This is a genomic window from Sulfitobacter sp. D7 (assembly GCF_003611275.1).
Classification (GTDB): Bacteria; Pseudomonadota; Alphaproteobacteria; order Rhodobacterales; family Rhodobacteraceae; genus Sulfitobacter; species Sulfitobacter profundi.
The window spans coordinates 236,919-252,682 of record NZ_CP020694.1 but is presented as its reverse complement, the minus strand read 5'-3'; the positions used below and the strand labels follow the sequence as shown (position 1 = coordinate 252,682).

The 15,764-nt window shown below is 62.1% G+C and carries 15 protein-coding genes, 1 tRNA gene and 2 riboswitches; of the genes, 7 read left to right on the top strand and 9 right to left on the bottom strand.

All coding sequences use genetic code 11. The annotated features are described in order from the left end of the window. The first annotated feature begins 48 nt into the window (after positions 1 to 48). Both B5M07_RS01160 and B5M07_RS01155 read left to right on the top strand, forming a co-directional pair. Positions 49 to 1,278: an ABC transporter permease gene (locus B5M07_RS01160; protein WP_120349889.1), complete on the top strand. Its 1,230-nt coding sequence runs from the start codon at positions 49 to 51 to the stop codon at positions 1,276 to 1,278. Between the two features lie 4 nt (positions 1,279 to 1,282). Further along, positions 1,283 to 2,131 (top strand): ABC transporter permease, encoded by an 849-nt coding sequence (locus B5M07_RS01155; RefSeq protein ID WP_120349888.1) that lies wholly within the window; start codon positions 1,283 to 1,285, stop codon positions 2,129 to 2,131. A 62-nt stretch (positions 2,132 to 2,193) separates the two neighbouring features. Here the strand turns inward: B5M07_RS01155 and B5M07_RS01150 are convergent. Beyond that, a tRNA-Lys gene (locus B5M07_RS01150) sits at positions 2,194 to 2,269 on the bottom strand. Between the two features lie 104 nt (positions 2,270 to 2,373). Here B5M07_RS01150 and dapF point away from each other — a divergent pair. Both dapF and mtaB read left to right on the top strand, forming a co-directional pair. After that, on the top strand, positions 2,374 to 3,207 hold the full coding sequence (gene dapF / locus B5M07_RS01145) for a diaminopimelate epimerase (protein ID WP_120349887.1): 834 nt from the start codon (positions 2,374 to 2,376) through the stop codon (positions 3,205 to 3,207). Further along, positions 3,204 to 4,457 carry a tRNA (N(6)-L-threonylcarbamoyladenosine(37)-C(2))-methylthiotransferase MtaB gene (gene mtaB, locus B5M07_RS01140; protein ID WP_120349886.1) on the top strand — a complete coding sequence of 418 codons (1,254 nt, stop codon included), beginning with the start codon at positions 3,204 to 3,206 and terminating at the stop codon, positions 4,455 to 4,457. The genes dapF and mtaB overlap by 4 nt, the downstream gene beginning before the upstream one ends. 253 nt (positions 4,458 to 4,710) lie before the next feature. Here the strand turns inward: mtaB and B5M07_RS19655 are convergent, their stop codons facing one another. From B5M07_RS19655 to B5M07_RS01115, 5 genes are all read right to left on the bottom strand, one after another. Further along, on the bottom strand, positions 4,711 to 6,105 hold the full coding sequence (locus B5M07_RS19655; RefSeq protein ID WP_302649194.1) for a cytochrome c1: 1,395 nt from the start codon (positions 6,103 to 6,105) through the stop codon (positions 4,711 to 4,713). Between the two features lie 11 nt (positions 6,106 to 6,116). Further along, a complete protein-coding gene (gene petB / locus B5M07_RS01130) occupies positions 6,117 to 7,460 on the bottom strand; it encodes a cytochrome b (RefSeq protein ID WP_067265773.1) in 1,344 nt (447 codons plus the stop codon). 15 nt (positions 7,461 to 7,475) lie between these two features. Continuing rightward, a complete protein-coding gene (petA, locus tag B5M07_RS01125) occupies positions 7,476 to 8,036 on the bottom strand; it encodes a ubiquinol-cytochrome c reductase iron-sulfur subunit (RefSeq protein ID WP_007118534.1) in 561 nt (186 codons plus the stop codon). Positions 8,037 to 8,226: 190 nt separating this feature from the next. After that, positions 8,227 to 8,835, bottom strand: coding sequence for a glutathione S-transferase (locus B5M07_RS01120; protein WP_120349884.1), 609 nt, complete (start codon positions 8,833 to 8,835; stop codon positions 8,227 to 8,229). A gap of 60 nt (positions 8,836 to 8,895) precedes the next feature. Beyond that, positions 8,896 to 9,510 carry an FMN-binding negative transcriptional regulator gene (locus B5M07_RS01115; RefSeq protein ID WP_120349883.1) on the bottom strand — a complete coding sequence of 205 codons (615 nt, stop codon included), beginning with the start codon at positions 9,508 to 9,510 and terminating at the stop codon, positions 8,896 to 8,898. A 58-nt stretch (positions 9,511 to 9,568) separates the two neighbouring features. Further along, a riboswitch (FMN riboswitch) is annotated at positions 9,569 to 9,706 on the top strand. Positions 9,707 to 9,782: 76 nt separating this feature from the next. Between B5M07_RS01115 and B5M07_RS01110 the strand changes: the two genes are divergently transcribed. Next, positions 9,783 to 10,265 (top strand): 6,7-dimethyl-8-ribityllumazine synthase, encoded by a 483-nt coding sequence (locus B5M07_RS01110; protein WP_120349882.1) that lies wholly within the window; start codon positions 9,783 to 9,785, stop codon positions 10,263 to 10,265. Here B5M07_RS01110 and B5M07_RS01105 read toward each other — a convergent pair. Genes B5M07_RS01105 through thiB form a run of 3 tightly spaced genes read right to left on the bottom strand, consistent with a single transcriptional unit; the run spans position 10,262 to position 13,450 of the window. Beyond that, positions 10,262 to 10,954: a thiamine ABC transporter ATP-binding protein gene (locus B5M07_RS01105; RefSeq protein ID WP_120349881.1), complete on the bottom strand. Its 693-nt coding sequence runs from the start codon at positions 10,952 to 10,954 to the stop codon at positions 10,262 to 10,264. The two genes, B5M07_RS01110 and B5M07_RS01105, sit on opposite strands and share 4 nt — an antisense overlap. After that, complete coding sequence (locus B5M07_RS01100) at positions 10,941 to 12,497, bottom strand: thiamine/thiamine pyrophosphate ABC transporter permease ThiP (protein ID WP_120349880.1); 1,557 nt, start codon at positions 12,495 to 12,497, stop codon at positions 10,941 to 10,943. The genes B5M07_RS01105 and B5M07_RS01100 overlap by 14 nt, the downstream gene beginning before the upstream one ends. Continuing rightward, positions 12,473 to 13,450, bottom strand: a complete 978-nt coding sequence (thiB, locus tag B5M07_RS01095; RefSeq protein ID WP_120349879.1) for a thiamine ABC transporter substrate binding subunit — start codon at positions 13,448 to 13,450, stop codon at positions 12,473 to 12,475. The genes B5M07_RS01100 and thiB overlap by 25 nt, the downstream gene beginning before the upstream one ends. Before the next feature lie 34 nt (positions 13,451 to 13,484). Beyond that, a riboswitch (TPP riboswitch) is annotated at positions 13,485 to 13,586 on the bottom strand. A 92-nt stretch (positions 13,587 to 13,678) separates the two neighbouring features. Between thiB and aroC the strand changes: the two genes are divergently transcribed. Together aroC and B5M07_RS01085 are read left to right on the top strand one after the other, a co-directional pair. After that, positions 13,679 to 14,788, top strand: a complete 1,110-nt coding sequence (gene aroC / locus B5M07_RS01090) for a chorismate synthase (RefSeq protein WP_120349878.1) — start codon at positions 13,679 to 13,681, stop codon at positions 14,786 to 14,788. A 10-nt stretch (positions 14,789 to 14,798) separates the two neighbouring features. Further along, entirely contained in the window at positions 14,799 to 15,737 is a 939-nt protein-coding gene (locus B5M07_RS01085; protein ID WP_067935337.1) for a DMT family transporter, read from the top strand. Positions 15,738 to 15,764: the final 27 nt, after the last annotated feature.

Sequence of the window (15,764 nt, the reverse complement as noted above, 5' to 3'; positions counted from 1 at the left end):
GCGCCTTTCCGGGCGCGGGGACCCCACACCTTACAGATGAGTAATCGCGTGCCCAGCCTCAGTTCCGAAGACGCCGCCAACGCCCGTCGCCAATTGCGCAGACGCCGCACGCAGGCGTTTTTGTTCGTGGTGCCGCTGCTGGTCTTTATCCTCTTTGCCTTTGTGGCCCCGATCACCACGATGCTGTTTCGCAGTGTCTATAACCCGACCGTCGCCGAACTGGTGCCTGAGACGCTGACCATGCTGGAAGACTGGGAGGGTGAGACCCTGCCCGATCCGGCTGTGGTGACGCAAATGGCCATCGACATGAAGCGCATGGCGGGCAACCGCACCTCCGGCAAATTCGCCGATGAGATCAACCGCGCCCTGCCGGGCATGTCGAGCGTGATCAAATCCACCGCCCGCGGTCTGCGCCGTGCCGATGATGCAGAACTCGCCGCCAATGGGGTTGAGATGCTGCTGGCAGAGAATGACCGCTGGGCCAAACCCGCCACATGGCGCGCAATCCGCAGTGCCGGGCAGGCCTATACCTCAAGCTATTACCTTACCGCCGTCGATCTGGAGTACGACGCCGAGGGCGAGATCGTCATGCGCGACACGCAGATCTACAAACAGCTCTATACCAAGACGCTGAAGATGGCGCTGATTATCACCGGGCTGACCATGTTGCTGGGCTATCCGCTGGCGTTCTATATGTCCCAAGCCTCTCCGGCGACGGCGAACTTCTTGATGGTTTTTGTGCTGCTGCCGTTCTGGACCTCGCTTCTGGTGCGCACCACCGCTTGGATCGCGCTGTTGCAAGCGGGCGGCGTGGTGAACTCTACGCTCATCTGGGCGGGGCTGATCAATGAGCCGATTGAACTGCTCTACAATGAGTTTTCTACGATCCTTGCCATGACCCACATCCTGCTGCCCTTCATGGTGCTGCCGCTCTATGCGGTGATGCGCGGGATCGACGCGAGCTTCATGCGCGCCGCGATTTCGATGGGCTCGAACCCCATCGGCGCGTGGTACAAAATCTACCTGCCGATGAGCCTGCCGGGCTTGTCTGCCGGGGCGCTGTTGGTCTTCATCATCTCGGTCGGCTACTACATCACCCCGGCGCTGGTGGGCGGCACCGATGGTCAGATGATCTCCAACATCATCGCCTTCCACATGCAGGTCTCGAACAACTGGGAACTGGCGGCGGCGCTTGGCTCGCTCCTCTTGATCCTGATCCTTGTCCTTTACTGGCTGTTCGACCGTTTCGTCGGCACCGACAACCTCAAGCTGGGATGACGCCATGAGCCCATTGCCCGACTATTACACGATCTGGCACAAAGCGGGCCACTACGGCCTGCGCGTCATGGCGGCCTTGGTGCTCATCTTTCTGATGCTGCCGATCCTCGTGATCATGCCGCTGTCGTTCAATGCCGAGCCGTTCTTTACCTTTACCCAAGGCATGCTGTCGCTCGACCCCGACGCCTATTCGACGCGCTGGTATCAAGAGATTGTCGATGACCAGAAATGGCGCATCGCGATCCGCAACTCCTTCCTTGTCGGCATCGCTGCGGCAAGCATCGCTACGGTGCTGGGGACACTGGCCGCCGTCGGCCTCGCCTCGCCTTGGATGCCGTTCAAACGGGTCATCACCGCGCTGCTGCTGTCGCCGATGATCGTGCCATTGATCATCATCGCGGCAGGCATGTTCTTTTTCTACACGCAGTTCAATCTGGTCGGCACCTTCACCGGGCTGATCATCGCCCATGCGGCGCTCGGCGTGCCTTTTGTCATCATCACCGTCACCGCCACGCTCAGCGGCTTTGACCGCTCACTCTTCGTGGCGGGGCTGAGCCTTGGGGCCTCTCCGATCAAAGTGTTCTGGGACGTGGTGATACCACTCATTCGCCCCGGCGTGATCTCGGGCGGGCTTTTTGCCTTTGTCACATCCTTTGACGAGGTGGTGCTGGTGCTCTTCCTGGCAGGCCCCGAACAGCGCACGATTCCGCGGCAGATGTTCTCGGGTCTGCGCGAGCAGATCAACCCGACGATTCTGGCGGTGGCAACGCTGCTGGTGGTGCTCTCGGCGACGATGCTTTTCGTGCTGGAAGCCCTGCGCCGACGCTCGGCGCGGCTGCGCGGTCAGGAATAGGCGAAACCGCCCGCGGGCGGCACCAAACACCTGATCCACAACCATATTCGGGGGGGGGTGAGTGGTGAGCCGTGATGGGTTCGAACCATCGACCTACTGATTAAAAGTCAGTTGCTCTACCAACTGAGCTAACGGCCCACTAGGCGGGTAACTAGAAATTACGGGCGGCAGGGTCAAGCCCTTAATTACGAAAATAATGCGAGATGCTGGATTAGTTTTCATGCCGGGGTTATATGCCCCGAATGTACAGCGATCAGACCCCCGGATTGCCCTTCATGAAAATGCATGGGCTAGGCAATGACTTCGTCGTGTTTGACGCACGCGCGGAGGCAATCGACGTGACCCCGGCGATGGCGCAGGCCATCGGGCACCGGCAATTTGGCGTGGGATTCGATCAGCTTGCGGTGATTACACAAGGGACGGGCGACGCGCATCTGACCTTTTACAATTCCGACGGATCCCTCTCTGCTGCCTGCGGCAATGCCACCCGCTGCATCGCGCGCTACCTAATGGATGAGTCGGGGCGCGATTCGCTGCATTTGACCACCGCGCGGGGCGATCTGGCAGCGAAAGACGCCGGGGGCGGCCTGACCTCCGTCAACATGGGCCACCCGCAGTTGAATTGGGACGAGGTGCCACTGGCGCGCGAAATGGACACGCTGCACCTGCCGATTAACGGCGACCCCGTCGCCACCGGCATGGGCAACCCGCATTGCACCTTCTTCGTCGATGATGCCGAGGCGATGGACCTCTCCGATCTCGGCCCCCGCGCCGAGCATGATCCGCTTTACCCTGAGCGCACCAATGTGCAAGTCGCGCAGATCGTCGGGCCGGATCACATCCGCATGCGCGTTTGGGAGCGCGGCGTGGGGGTGACGCTGGCTTCTGGCTCGTCCTCTTGCGCCACCGCCGTGGCCGCCGCGCGCCGGGGCCTGACGGGCCGCGCCGTGCGTATCGACCTCGACGGCGGCACACTGCACATCGATTGGCGCGAGGATGGCGTCTGGATGACGGGGCCGACCGCCCATGTCTTTTCCGGCACCTTCACCCCCGGCTTTCTGGAGAGCCTGACATGAGCGCCCCGATCTTCAGCACCATGGGCTGTCGGCTCAACGCCTATGAGACCGAGGCGATGAAAGAACTGGCCGAACAGGCCGGGTTGCAAGACGCCGTGGTGGTCAACACCTGCGCCGTCACCGCCGAGGCCGTGCGCAAAGCGCGCCAAGACATCCGCAAGCTGCGCAAGGCGCACCCCGATGCGCGGCTGATCGTCACCGGCTGCGCCGCACAGACCGAGCCCGAGACCTTTAACGCCATGCCCGAGGTCGACGCCGTGATCGGCAACACCGAAAAGATGCAGGGCGCGACATGGCAGGGCATGGCCGCCGATTTCATCGGCGAGACCGAGACTGTGCAGGTCGACGACATCATGTCAGTCACCGAAACGGCAGGCCATTTGATCGACGGATTCGGCACCCGCAGCCGCGCCTATGTGCAGGTGCAAAACGGCTGCGACCACCGCTGCACTTTCTGCATCATTCCTTACGGTCGCGGCAATTCCCGGTCGGTCCCCGCAGGGGTCGTGGTGGATCAGATCAAGCGGCTGGTCGACAAAGGCTTTAACGAAGTGGTGCTAACCGGGGTCGACCTGACATCATGGGGGGCCGATCTGCCCGCCACGCCAAAGCTCGGCGATCTGGTGATGCGAATCTTGCGTCTGGTGCCCGATCTGCCGCGGCTGCGGATTTCCTCGATCGATTCAATTGAGGTGGATGAGAACCTGATGCAGGCCATCGCGACTGAGCCACGCCTGATGCCGCATCTGCACCTGTCGTTGCAGCACGGCGACGACATGATCCTCAAGCGCATGAAACGCCGCCACCTGCGCGACGATGCGATCCGTTTCGCCCAAGAGGCCCGCGCCCTGCGTCCCGACATGACCTTCGGCGCCGACATCATCGCCGGTTTCCCGACCGAGACCGAAGCAATGTTCGAAAACTCGATGAAACTTGTCGAGGAATGTGACCTGACATGGCTGCATGTCTTCCCCTATTCCGCCCGCCCCGGCACCCCCGCGGCGCGGATGCCCGCGGTGAACGGTGCTGCGATTAAAACCCGCGCGGCACGGCTGCGCGCGGCGGGTGAGCGGCAAGTGCAGCGGCATCTGGAGGCGCAGGTGGGGCAAACGCATGATGTGTTGATGGAGAACCCTCACATGGGGCGCACGGCGCAGTTCACCGAGGTGAGTTTTGCCGCGCCACAGGTCGAGGGCGACATCGTGCGGGCCGAGATCACCGGAATTTCAGGCGCGCAGCTGACCGCCTAGCGCGAAGGGCATCGCCCTCCCTGGGGGGCGATGGAACGAGGCTGTCGTCGGAACGGCTGCCGTACTCGAAACGACTCCGCATCATGAAACCTCGCCCAATCGCCCTCCGGGGGGAGGGAGGGCGATGCCCGGTGTGCCACCGGGGGGACCCTGTTGAGAGGTTTTAGGCCAAATGGCCGCCGTCTTTACGCATGGCCAAAAAAAGGGCGCCGGTTTCCCGACGCCCTTCTCATTTCCAAAAGCCGTGGCCCGATCAGTCGTCCTTGCGGCGGTTCTTGACCGGCGCCCAGAGCTTTTTGTTGGTCAGGTACAGCAGCACCGACAACAGACCCAACAGCACAACCCCGGCAAAGCCAGCCTGCTTGCGCGCGCCCAGTTTTGGCTCGGCGGTCCACATCAAGAAGGCAGAGACATCCTCGGCCATGTGCTGCACGTCATTGGCATGGTCATCCGCGAACTCGACCAGCTCATCCGACAGCGGGGGCGCCATGGCGATCCAGCCGCCGGGGAAAACGGTGTTCTCATAAAGAACCGTGCCCGCTTGCTCTTTCTCTTCGCCTGTGTAGCCGGCCAGAAGTGCGGTGATATACTCCGGCCCGCCGATCCCTTTGAGGAACTGGTTGATGCCCAAACCGTAGGGGCCGTGGAACGCGGCGCGTTTCTTGGCCATCAGGGACAGGTCAGGTGCGTTCGGCAGGTTGGACCCGGGGAAGTGGTCAACCGGGGTGCCGGGGCGGGTGTCGTCCAGCTCGGCGTCATAGACGTCATAGCCTTTTGCGTATTCGATCACCTGATCTTCGGGCATGTTCGGACCGGTTTCGTCCGCCAATGTCCGCATCGCGACATATTCCAGACCGTGGCACGCAGCGCAAACCTCGGTATAGATCTGCAGACCGCGCTGAAGCTGGTTTACGTCATAGCCGCCGAACGGACCATCGAAAGAGAAATCGATGTTGTCGATATGCGGTGTGGCGTGGGAATCGCCGCCGTGGTCATCATCACCGGCATGATCGTCCGAGGCGTGCTCTTCGCCGTGATCATCCGCTTCCATGACGCCAACGTTGGGGTCATCGCCATGCGCTTGGCCGTCGACGTCGTCTTCGACGATCACTTCGTTTTCAGCGTTTTCCTCGGCTGTCGATTGCGCTTCGTCCGAGGCTTCGACTTCCTCGGCAGGTGCTTCTTCTGCGTCTTCGGCGGAAACCTCTTCGGGCGCTTCCTCGGTGGCAGCATCCTCAGTGGCGGTTTCTTCGGCCGGGGCCTCTTCCGCTACTGGTGCTTCCTCGGCAGGCACCGTTTCAGCCGGAGCTTCCTCGGTTGTCGCCTCTTCAGCAGGAGCTTCTTCAACCGGAGCCTCGGCAGCAGGTGCCTCTTCGGTTGCGGTGTCCTCAGCAGGAGCTGCCTCAACCGCTGGTTCCTCTGCCGGGGCCGCGTCGACCTCGGGTTCGGCTGCGGTCGCGTCAGCTTCGGCAGGTGCCTCTTCCGCCGCTGGCGCTTCAGCAGGCGCGGTTTCGGCTTCGGCCTCCGGCGTTTCCGCCGGAGTTGTTAGCAGTTCTTCTTCTGTCGCTGTGTCCTGCGCCAGCACCGCCGTTCCCGGCAGGGCAAGGCCCAGAGTTACCACGGCAGAAAGGAGATTGGTCTTCATCATGGTCATGATCCTTATTCCGCCGGGTTCACAAGCGTCTTGGTGCCGCCTGCCTTGGGCGCGTAATGCGCGTCAAAGTCGGCTTCGATGGTTTCAGGTTGCGCCAGCGGCTTCTCGATCACGCCCAAGAGGGGCAGGATCACGAGGAAGTAGGCGAACCAATAGGCCGAAGCGATCAGTGAGAAGCTCGCATAGGGCTCTTCTGCGGGCATCGCACCCAGCCACATCAGGGCGAAGAAGTCGATCACCAGCAGGGCGAACCACCATTTGAACATTGGACGATACCGGCCCGAGCGCACAGAGGATGTGTCCAGCCATGGCACCAGCGCCATCACGGCAATCGCACCGAACATCGCCAGCACGCCGAAGAACTTGGCGTCGATGATGCCACCGGTCACGAAGGACGCAATCTGCACAACCCAAACCTCAGACGTGAAGGCCCGCAGGATCGCGTAGAAGGGCAGGAAGTACCATTCCGGCACGATGTGTGCAGGCGTCGCCAGAGCGTTGGCTTCGATGTAGTTGTCCGGGTGGCCCAGATAGTTCGGCATGAAGCCAACAACCGCGAAGAACAGCGTCAGGATCACGGCCAGCGCGAACAAGTCCTTGATCACGAAGTAGGGCCAGAACGGCAGCGTGTCTTTCTTGGCGTCTTCCTTCGAGGTGCGGCGCACTTCGACCCCGGTGGGGTTGTTGTTGCCGGTCGTGTGGAAGGCCCAGATGTGGAGAACCACAAGGCCCGCAATCACGAAGGGCAGCAGATAGTGCAACGAGAAGAAGCGGTTCAGCGTCGCGTTATCAACGGCAGGTCCACCCAGCAGGAATGTCTGCAGTGTTTCACCGACGAAGGGCACCGCGCCAAAGAGGCCGGTAATCACGGTCGCGCCCCAGAAGGACATCTGACCCCAAGGCAGAACGTAGCCCATAAAGCCGGTGGCCATCATCAGCAGGTAGATCAGCATGCCAATGATCCATGTGATCTCACGCGGGGCTTTATAGGAGCCATAGTAGAGACCACGGAAAATATGCGCATAGACCGCGATAAAGAACAGCGACGCGCCGTTCATATGCAGATAGCGGATCATATAGCCGCCATTCACGTTGCGCATGATGTGCTCAACCGACGAGAAGGCCAGATCGACATGCGGCGTGTAGTGCATCACCAGAACGATGCCGGTGATGATCTGCAGCGCCAGACAGAAAGTCAGCACGATGCCCCAGATCCACATCCAGTTCAGGTTCTTGGGCGTGGGGATCATCAATGTGTCGTACAAAAGGCCAACGATGGGAAGGCGGCGGTGCAGCCACTTTTCGCCGTTCGAATTCGGCTCGTAATGGTCGTGAGGAATTCCAGACATCTCTCTTCCGCTCCCTTAACCCAGTTTGATCGTGGACTCGTCCACGAATTCGGCGACAGGCACCGGCAAGTTGCGTGGGGCCGGCCCCTTACGGATGCGGCCTGCGGTATCATAGTGCGACCCGTGGCAAGGGCAGAACCAGCCGCCAAAATCACCCGCATCACCCAAAGGCACACAGCCAAGGTGCGTACAAACGCCCATCTGAACCAGCCATTCACCAGTTTCATCCAGCGCGCGGTTCTCGTCCGTGGCAGGCACGTCGCCGCTAAGGTTCTCGTTCTGCGCGATTGGATCGGGCAGCGTCGATACATCGACGGCTTTCGCCTCTTCGATCTCGGCTTCGGTGCGGCGCCGAATGAACACCGGCTTGCCCAGCCATTTCACAGTCAGCTGCGTCCCGACTTCAACGCCGGACACATCCACACGAATGGACGACAGCGCCTTTACGTCGGCAGAGGGGTTCATCTGGTTGACCAGCGGCCAGACGGCGGCACCAACGGCGACGGCACCTGTACCGGCTGTCGCGTAATACAGGAAATCCCTCCGGGTGCCTGCGTGTTCTTCTGCTTGGGACACGGGTTTACTCCAATTCTTGGCCAAATCTGGCCGTCAGACATAGGGGTGGCGTCACCTTGCCACCTGACTTCTCGCCGCTATCTACCGGGATGGACCGCGCCCGTCCAGATGTCAAAGCCGCGCATCTGGGATCAACCGCGCCACAACGCGGCAAAAATACCGCGATTGTGGCAATATCATTACGGCCCGATTACTGCGGCGGCGCCGTATGCATCATCGCGGGACGCGAATCAAAGGCATCGAACCAGGCCGCCAGATCAGGGTTTCCAGCACGCCAATCGCGTGCGCCATGGCGGAAATCGACATAGCCCAACGCGCAGCCAATCGCGATTTGCCCCATATCCAATGGCCCCGCCAAATGCGCTGCCCATTGATTGTTCAGCGTCTTGCAGGCGCGTTCAACCTTGCCCCACTGGCCCTCGACCCATTCCGCCATGCGTTTGTTTTCGGGGCGCAGCTTGCCTTCGTAGACCATGGCGAGCGCTGCATCGAGCATCCCGTCCGCCGTGGCCTCCAGCGTCAAAGTGTCCCACCTGCTTGCGCCTTGGGGGTAAAGCCCCGCTCCGGCGCGGTCATCCAGATAGGCGCAGATCACCCGGCTGTCATAAAGCGTGCATCCGTCCGGTCGCTCCAGTGCGGGCACTTTGGTCAGCGGGTTGCGCACGGCAAAGCCCTCGGCCGGGGCCAGCGGCGTGCCCGAGGTCGGCTCCAGCGCGACATCATCAAGCTGGCCAGTTTCGTGCAGCAGCACCATGACCTTGCGGACATAGGGCGAGGTTTGAGAATAAAATAGTTTCACGTGAAGTCCCCCCTTGGTTGCCCGCACTATTCAACGGGGCCGCGCCTGACGCAACGGCGTTCAAACGCCGCGCATCAATGCCGCCATCACCGCAGGCTCTGTCCCGAACCCATGCGCCGCCATCTGATCCGCCGCCGCCAGACGCACGGCATCATCCTTGTTCTGGCCCAGCTTCCACGTGCCATCGATCCCGGTGACGCGGATCTGGCAGGGCACGATCATACGTAGCATCTTGTCGCGCGCCTCGGGGGTCATCTTGTCCATCTTCCACGGGGTCTTGGGCGCCAGCCGCGCCTCATAGATCGCCGATTGCCGCGCCAGCAGATCGGGCAGTTCCTCTGCCGGGCGCGCCTCTAGCATCCCGGTCAGATGCACGGCGACGTAGTTCCATGTCGGCACTTGGTCTTCGATGCCGTACCAATCGGGCGAGACATAGCTGTCGGCCCCGGTCACCGCCAATCGCACCGGCTGCGGGGCCTTCAGCGCCCGCGCGATGGGGTTTGAGCGCACCAGATGCAGCTCCGCCAGATCCCCGGCAGCGTTCAGAATGAAGGGCACATGCGCCATCAGCGGCCCGTCGGCGGCGTTGATCGCCAGCACGCCAAAGCCCATGTCGCGGGCAAAAGCGAGGTTCCTGTCTCGGCCCTCTTTGCGGTAGATCGGGTTGGGATGCATGGCGGCTCCTGAGCGTTTCTTTTGGTATTGCAGAGCCTTCCCCAACTTGGCAACCTAGCATCATTCTCAGGGCGGGGCGAAATTCCCCACCGGCGGTAAGCGGTTCCCGCAAGCCCGCGAGCGGCCCCACGGGGTGTCAGCAGATCTGGTGCGATTCCAGAGCCGACGGTCACAGTCCGGATGGAAGAGAATGCGAACAGATGTGGGGCTTTGGCCCTGCCTATGCTCGTGATCGCCTTGGGTGGACGTGTCTGAACCTAAAGGAGATCACCATGACACAAGATCGTTCCGCCCGTTTCGCCTTTGTGCGCGCAAGTTGGCATGCGGATATCGTCGACCGCGCCTATGACGGATTTACCGAAGTTATCGACGCCGCGCAGGTCGACAGTTTTGCCGTTCCCGGTGCCTTTGAATTGCCGCTGATGGCACAGCGCTTGGCCAAAACGGGGCGCTATGACGCCGTGGTCTGTGCGGCCTTCGTTGTCGATGGCGGTATCTACCGTCATGACTTCGTGGCGCAGTCGGTGGTCGATGGGCTGATGCGCGTGGGGCTGGACTGCGACCTGCCTGTGCTGTCAGTCTCGCTCACCCCGCATCACTATCAGGAAACCGACCACCACAACGCGATCTACCGCGCGCATTTTGTCACCAAAGGACGCGAGGCCGCCCAAGCCGCCCTCGGCATGACCCAAGCGCTGGAGGTGTTTTCTTCAAAAGAAAACGCCCCGGAAATTTCAAAAATTTCCGCCGCCTAACCCAGATAGGCACGCAGGGCCGGGGGCGGGTTGTCGAGCAATTCCGCCGCTGGCCCCGGCGAATGGGCGCGCCCGCCTTCGACAAAGATCACCTCATCCGCGATGCGCCGCACGTCATCGGGCGCATGGGTCACCATTATCAGCCCCGCCCCGGTCTCTCGGGCGAGGTCTTGGACAAGGTCCAACATCTCAATCCGCAGCGCGGGGCCAAGCGCGGCAAAGGGTTCGTCCAACAGCACCCAAGGCCGCGCCTGCACCAGCACCCGCGCCAGCGCCACGCGGCTCTGCTGTCCGCCCGACAGCGCACCAGGGCGTTTGGCGGCGTGATCGCTCAGCCCCACCCGCGTGAGGGCGGCGTCAATCGTTTCTCGATCCGCTGCTGTCAGCCGCAGGTCGGAGCGCAGGCCAAGCCCGACGTTCTGCCGCACGGTGAGATGGGGAAACAGGTTATTGTCCTGAAACAACATCGTCATACCGCGCTGGCCGGGATGCTGTTCGGTGATGTCCTCCCCCTCCCGCGACAACCGCCCTGCTGCCACCGGCACAAACCCACAGATCGCCGCCAGCAACGTCGACTTGCCCGACCCAGAGGGGCCGATCACCGCATAGCTGCGCCCCGGTGCGAGGGTCATATCGGCGACAAGGCTGAATTCGCCCCGCTCTATGCGCATCTTTTCAAGCGTCAGCATGCCAGCGCCCCCATTTGTCGCAGATGAAAAACAGCGCCAGCGCCAAGACCAGCAGCAACACCGCCGCACCTGCTGCGGCCTCCATCCGGTAAGCGCCCATCAGACGGTACATTTGTAAGGGCAGCGTCGCACGGTCCTGATCGGCGAACAGCGCGATCACGCCGAGGTCACCCACCGACAGCGCCCCGGTCAGCCCGGCGGCAAAGCCCAGTTGTGGACGCAAGCGCGGCAAGACCAACAGACGCCAAAGCGCCCAACCATTCATGCCGAGGGTCTGCGTCAGCGGGCCATAATCCTGCAACGTTTCACGCAGCCGCGGCACCAGAATGCGCAGCACGAAAGGCAGCGCCATCAGCGCGTTCACGAGGGCCGTAACGGGGAGGCTCAGCCGCGCGGGATCCAGCACCGGGTTGATCATGATGAACCAGCCCGTGCCGATCATCAGCGGAGAGGCCGCAAGCCCCATCAGGCCAATCGCCTCCACCCCGCCGCGCCGCCGGGTAGCGATCCAACCCGCCATCGGCAAGGCCAGTGCGGCAAGTACCATCACGCTGAAGCCCGCCACCAGAATGCTATTCAATGTAGCTTGCCACACCGAAGGCGGCAGTTGCCCCAAACCTACCAATCCGCGCAGCACTACAGCCCCCAGCGGCAGCAGCAAAAACAATGCGGCAACCGAAATCACGGTAATGTCCAACGCTCGCTGCCCCCCGCCCAGCGCATCCCAGCGGCGCAGGGGGCGGTCCAGCCCACCGCCCAAGCTGATCGGCGGGATCAGCCAAAGCGCCGCAACCGCCGCAGCACCGGCGAGCACAAGCTGCACCACCGACAAAAGCGCCGCCCGCCCAAGGTCAAAATCAAACCGAAACGCCTGATAGATCACCAGCTCGATCGTCGTCGCGCGTGGCCCACCACCCAGTGTCAGGGCCACGGCAAAACTGGTCAGACAAATCACGAAGATCAGCGCCGCCACGCCGGGCAGCACCTGCCGCAGCATTGGCCATTCCAGCGCCAGAAACAGTGCACGGGGCGTCATCTGCAGCTGCCCGGCCAGTCGAAATCGCTCGGACGGTATGCTCTGCCAGCCTTGCAGCAAAAGCCGTGTCGCCAGCGGAAGATTAAAGAAAACATGGGCCAGAACGACGCCATGCAGCCCGTAGATCGACACGGGCGGCAGGCCCAGAGCCGCGCCAAATTGGTTCAGCACGCCCGAGCGGCCAAAGACCGTCAGCAACCCCAACACCGCTACGATCACCGGTAAGATAAAGGGCGCGCCGAGCAATGTAATCAGCAACCCGCGCCCCCAAAACCGCCGCCGCGCCAAGGCCCGCGCGACCGGCACCGCCAGCAGCACAGACAGCACCGCCGACCACACCGCCTGCGTGACAGTAAAACGCACCGCCGCCCAGTCCGCCGCGCCGAGCCCTGCCCCCACATCGGCCGCCATGAAAACGGCGACCAGGGCGGCAAGGATCAGGCCCGCGACCAGAGCGGCGGCGAAAAGCCCCGTCTTGCTGCTTAGCGCGACAGCGCGGTCAGCCATTCGTTCAAGGCCTCCTCACGGAGCGCAGGTACTTCGGCATTGGGCACCAATAGCGCCTTGCCGGGTTGGATCATCCCGTCGAACCCTTCGGGCAGACCGCCCTCAGGTGTCACGGCGGGATACATCCAGTTGGTCGTCGGCAACACCGATTGCGCCGCGTTGGACACGAGGTATTGCAGAAACTGATCGGCCAGCTCCGGCTGATCCGACCCCGCGAGCTTCCCCGCCACTTCGATCTGCATGTAGTGGCCTTCGTCAAACAGCGCCGCTGTCTTGCTGTCATCCTCCTCTGCGATCAGGTGATAGGCGGGGGATGTGGTGTAGCTCAGCACCATGTCGGCCTCGCCTTCGAGGAACAGGCCGTAGGCCTCGGACCAGCCCTTGGTGACGGTCACGACGTTATCCGCCAGTCCTGCCCAAACCTCGGGCGCCTCATCGCCATAGGCCGTTTTGACCCACATCAGCAGACCCAGACCGGGGGTTGAGGAGCGCGGGTCTTGGATGACGATCTTCAAATCGCTCTCGGCCAGCGCTTTGAAATCGGTGGGCGCGGAGAGGTCCGTGCCATGGACAAAAGCGAAGTAGCCCCAGTCATAGGGGACGAAGACGTCATCTTCCCAAGTGATCGGCAGATCATAGTCAGCCTGCAACCCGCTCGGCGCGAACAGCTCAGTCTCCTTCGCCGCCGCGACAAGGCTGGTGTCGAGCCCCAGTACGATATCCGCGTCAGAGCGCGCGCCCTCAAGCTTGAGCCGCGCCAGCAGTGCCGCGCCATCGCCCATGCCAACGAATTTCAGGTCGCAGCCGCATTCGGCCTCGAACCCCTCTTCAATGGCCGGGCCGGGGCCCCATTCGGTGACGAAACTGTCGTAGGTATAGACCGTCAATTCAGGCGTTTCGGCCCATGCAGCCGATGCGCCCAAGACGCCCGCAGCAAGTGTAAGATACTTCATTGCATCCTCCTTTTGCGGCGAAAGGTAAAAGGTGGATGTCTGTCCGGACCTTCCCTCCGCCGGTGTTAACCGGTTCAGGTTCAACGGGTCCGCACAACACGTACATCTCAGCCCAAAGGCCCCCCGAGGTAGCGTCAGGGGTAGATCGGACCTGCACAATTGGCAAGGCAAATCCCCTTGAGGCAGGGCGCTGCCCCGGCTAAGGGTTTGACAACAGGAGGTCCGCCCATGTCGATCAACAGCTTTGGCCATCTTTACCGGGTCACCACATGGGGCGAAAGCCACGGTCCCGCCCTTGGCGCCACGATTGATGGCTGCCCCCCCGGCGTGCCGATTGACGAGGGCATGATCCAGCAGTGGTTGGACAAGCGCAAACCGGGCCAGAACAAATACACCACGCAGCGGCGTGAAGCGGATGAGGTGCGGATTCTCTCGGGCACCTTCGAAGGGGTAACAACCGGCACGCCAATCCAGCTGATGATCGAGAACACCGATCAGCGCTCCAAAGACTACGGCGATATCAAGGACAAGTTCCGCCCCGGTCATGCCGACATCACCTATTTCCAGAAATACGGCATCCGTGACTATCGCGGAGGTGGGCGTTCCTCGGCCCGTGAAACGGCGGCGCGGGTGGCGGCGGGTGGACTGGCGCGTGAGGCGATCAAGGTGCTGGCCCCGAACCTGCAGATCACCGGCTATATGGTGCAGATGGGTCCGCATAAGATCGACCGGGATGCGTTCGATTGGGACCAGATCGAGCAGAACCCGTTTTGGGTGCCCGACGCTAAGGCGGCAGGCGATTGGGCCGAGTACCTCGACGGGCTGCGCAAATCGGGCAGCAGCGTGGGTGCGATCATCGAAGTCACCGCGCGCGGCGTGCCTGCGGGCATCGGCGCCCCGGTCTATGGCAAGCTCGACACCGATCTGGCCGCCGCAATGATGAGCATCAATGCCGTCAAAGGCGTGGAAATTGGCGAAGGCATGTCAGCCGCGATGCTGACCGGAGAGCTGAACGCGGACGAGATCACCATGGGGCCAGAGGGGCCGGAGTATTCCTCCAACCACGCGGGCGGTATCTTGGGCGGGATCAGCACCGGGCAGGACGTGGTCGTGCGTTTTGCGGTAAAACCGACCTCCAGCATTCTGACCACGCGACGCACCATCACCAAACAAGGCGAAGAGACCGAGATCATCACCAAGGGCCGCCATGATCCCTGCGTTGGCATCCGCGCCGTGCCGGTGGGCGAGGCGATGATGGCCTGCGTGCTGCTGGATCACCTGCTGCTGCACCGCGGTCAGATCGGCACTAACCGCGGACGGATCGGCCCCGAAGCATGAGGACCAGAGCATGAAAGTCGATGATTTCTCCGCCCGCCCCGCCCTTGGCGTCGGGCTGAAGATCACGGCGATCCTGCTCTTTACCTGCATGTCTGCGATCATCAAATCGCTGGCCGACGATGTGCCCGCGGGCGAGTCCGTCTTCTTTCGGTCCTTCTTTGCCATTCCGGTGATCCTGATCTGGCTGGCGCAACGCGGCAAACTGAAAAGCGGGCTGAAGACGAAAAACCCGATGGGCCATGTCTGGCGCGGGCTTTTCGGCACCACGGCAATGGGGCTGACCTTCACCGGCCTCGGCCTGCTGCCCCTGCCCGAGGTCACCGCCATCGGCTTTGCCACACCGATTTTCACTGTGATCCTTGCCGCCGTGTTGCTGGGCGAACAGATCCGTCTGATCCGCGTGACTGCCGTGGCGATCGGGCTGGTCGGGGTGATGATCATCCTCTGGCCGCGTTTCAGCAGCATCGGTACGATGGAACAGACAGCCACGATTGGTGCGCTGTTGATCCTGATGGCGACGATGGTGCGCAGCCTTGTGCAGATCCACATCCGGCAATTGGTGCAGAACGAAGACACGGCGGCGATCGTCTTTTACTTTTCCGTCACTGCATCGGTCTTGGCGCTTTTCACCCTGCCCTTCGGCTGGGTCATGCCTGATCTGCAAACCTTTGGCTTGCTGGTGTTGGCAGGGTTAATCGGCGGAGTGGCGCAGATTCTTATCACCTCGGCTTATCGCTTTGGCTCGGCTTCGATGCTGGCGCCATACGACTATACCTCGATGCTCTTTGCCATCTTGCTGGGCTATGTCTTCTTTGCCGAACTGCCGACGATGATGATGCTGGCAGGCGCAGCCCTAGTGATCAGCGCGGGCGCACTGGTGATTTGGCGAGAGCGGCAGCTGGGGATGGAACGCGGCAAAGCGCGGTCTGTCACCGATCCCAAGGCGTGATTCATTGCGGGCTTTCGCCTGACCAAT

Coding starts and splice junctions, on each gene's coding strand:
- B5M07_RS01155 (WP_120349888.1), top strand. CDS start 1,283: ATGAGCCCATTGCCCGACTATTACACGATCTGGCACAAAGCGGGCCAC.
- dapF (WP_120349887.1), top strand. CDS start 2,374: ATGTACAGCGATCAGACCCCCGGATTGCCCTTCATGAAAATGCATGGG.
- mtaB (WP_120349886.1), top strand. CDS start 3,204: ATGAGCGCCCCGATCTTCAGCACCATGGGCTGTCGGCTCAACGCCTAT.
- B5M07_RS19655 (WP_302649194.1), bottom strand. CDS start 6,105: ATGATGAAGACCAATCTCCTTTCTGCCGTGGTAACTCTGGGCCTTGCC.
- petB (WP_067265773.1), bottom strand. CDS start 7,460: ATGTCTGGAATTCCTCACGACCATTACGAGCCGAATTCGAACGGCGAA.
- B5M07_RS01115 (WP_120349883.1), bottom strand. CDS start 9,510: ATGCATCCCAACCCGATCTACCGCAAAGAGGGCCGAGACAGGAACCTC.
- B5M07_RS01110 (WP_120349882.1), top strand. CDS start 9,783: ATGACACAAGATCGTTCCGCCCGTTTCGCCTTTGTGCGCGCAAGTTGG.
- B5M07_RS01105 (WP_120349881.1), bottom strand. CDS start 10,954: ATGCTGACGCTTGAAAAGATGCGCATAGAGCGGGGCGAATTCAGCCTT.
- B5M07_RS01100 (WP_120349880.1), bottom strand. CDS start 12,497: ATGGCTGACCGCGCTGTCGCGCTAAGCAGCAAGACGGGGCTTTTCGCC.
- thiB (WP_120349879.1), bottom strand. CDS start 13,450: ATGAAGTATCTTACACTTGCTGCGGGCGTCTTGGGCGCATCGGCTGCA.
- aroC (WP_120349878.1), top strand. CDS start 13,679: ATGTCGATCAACAGCTTTGGCCATCTTTACCGGGTCACCACATGGGGC.
- B5M07_RS01085 (WP_067935337.1), top strand. CDS start 14,799: ATGAAAGTCGATGATTTCTCCGCCCGCCCCGCCCTTGGCGTCGGGCTG.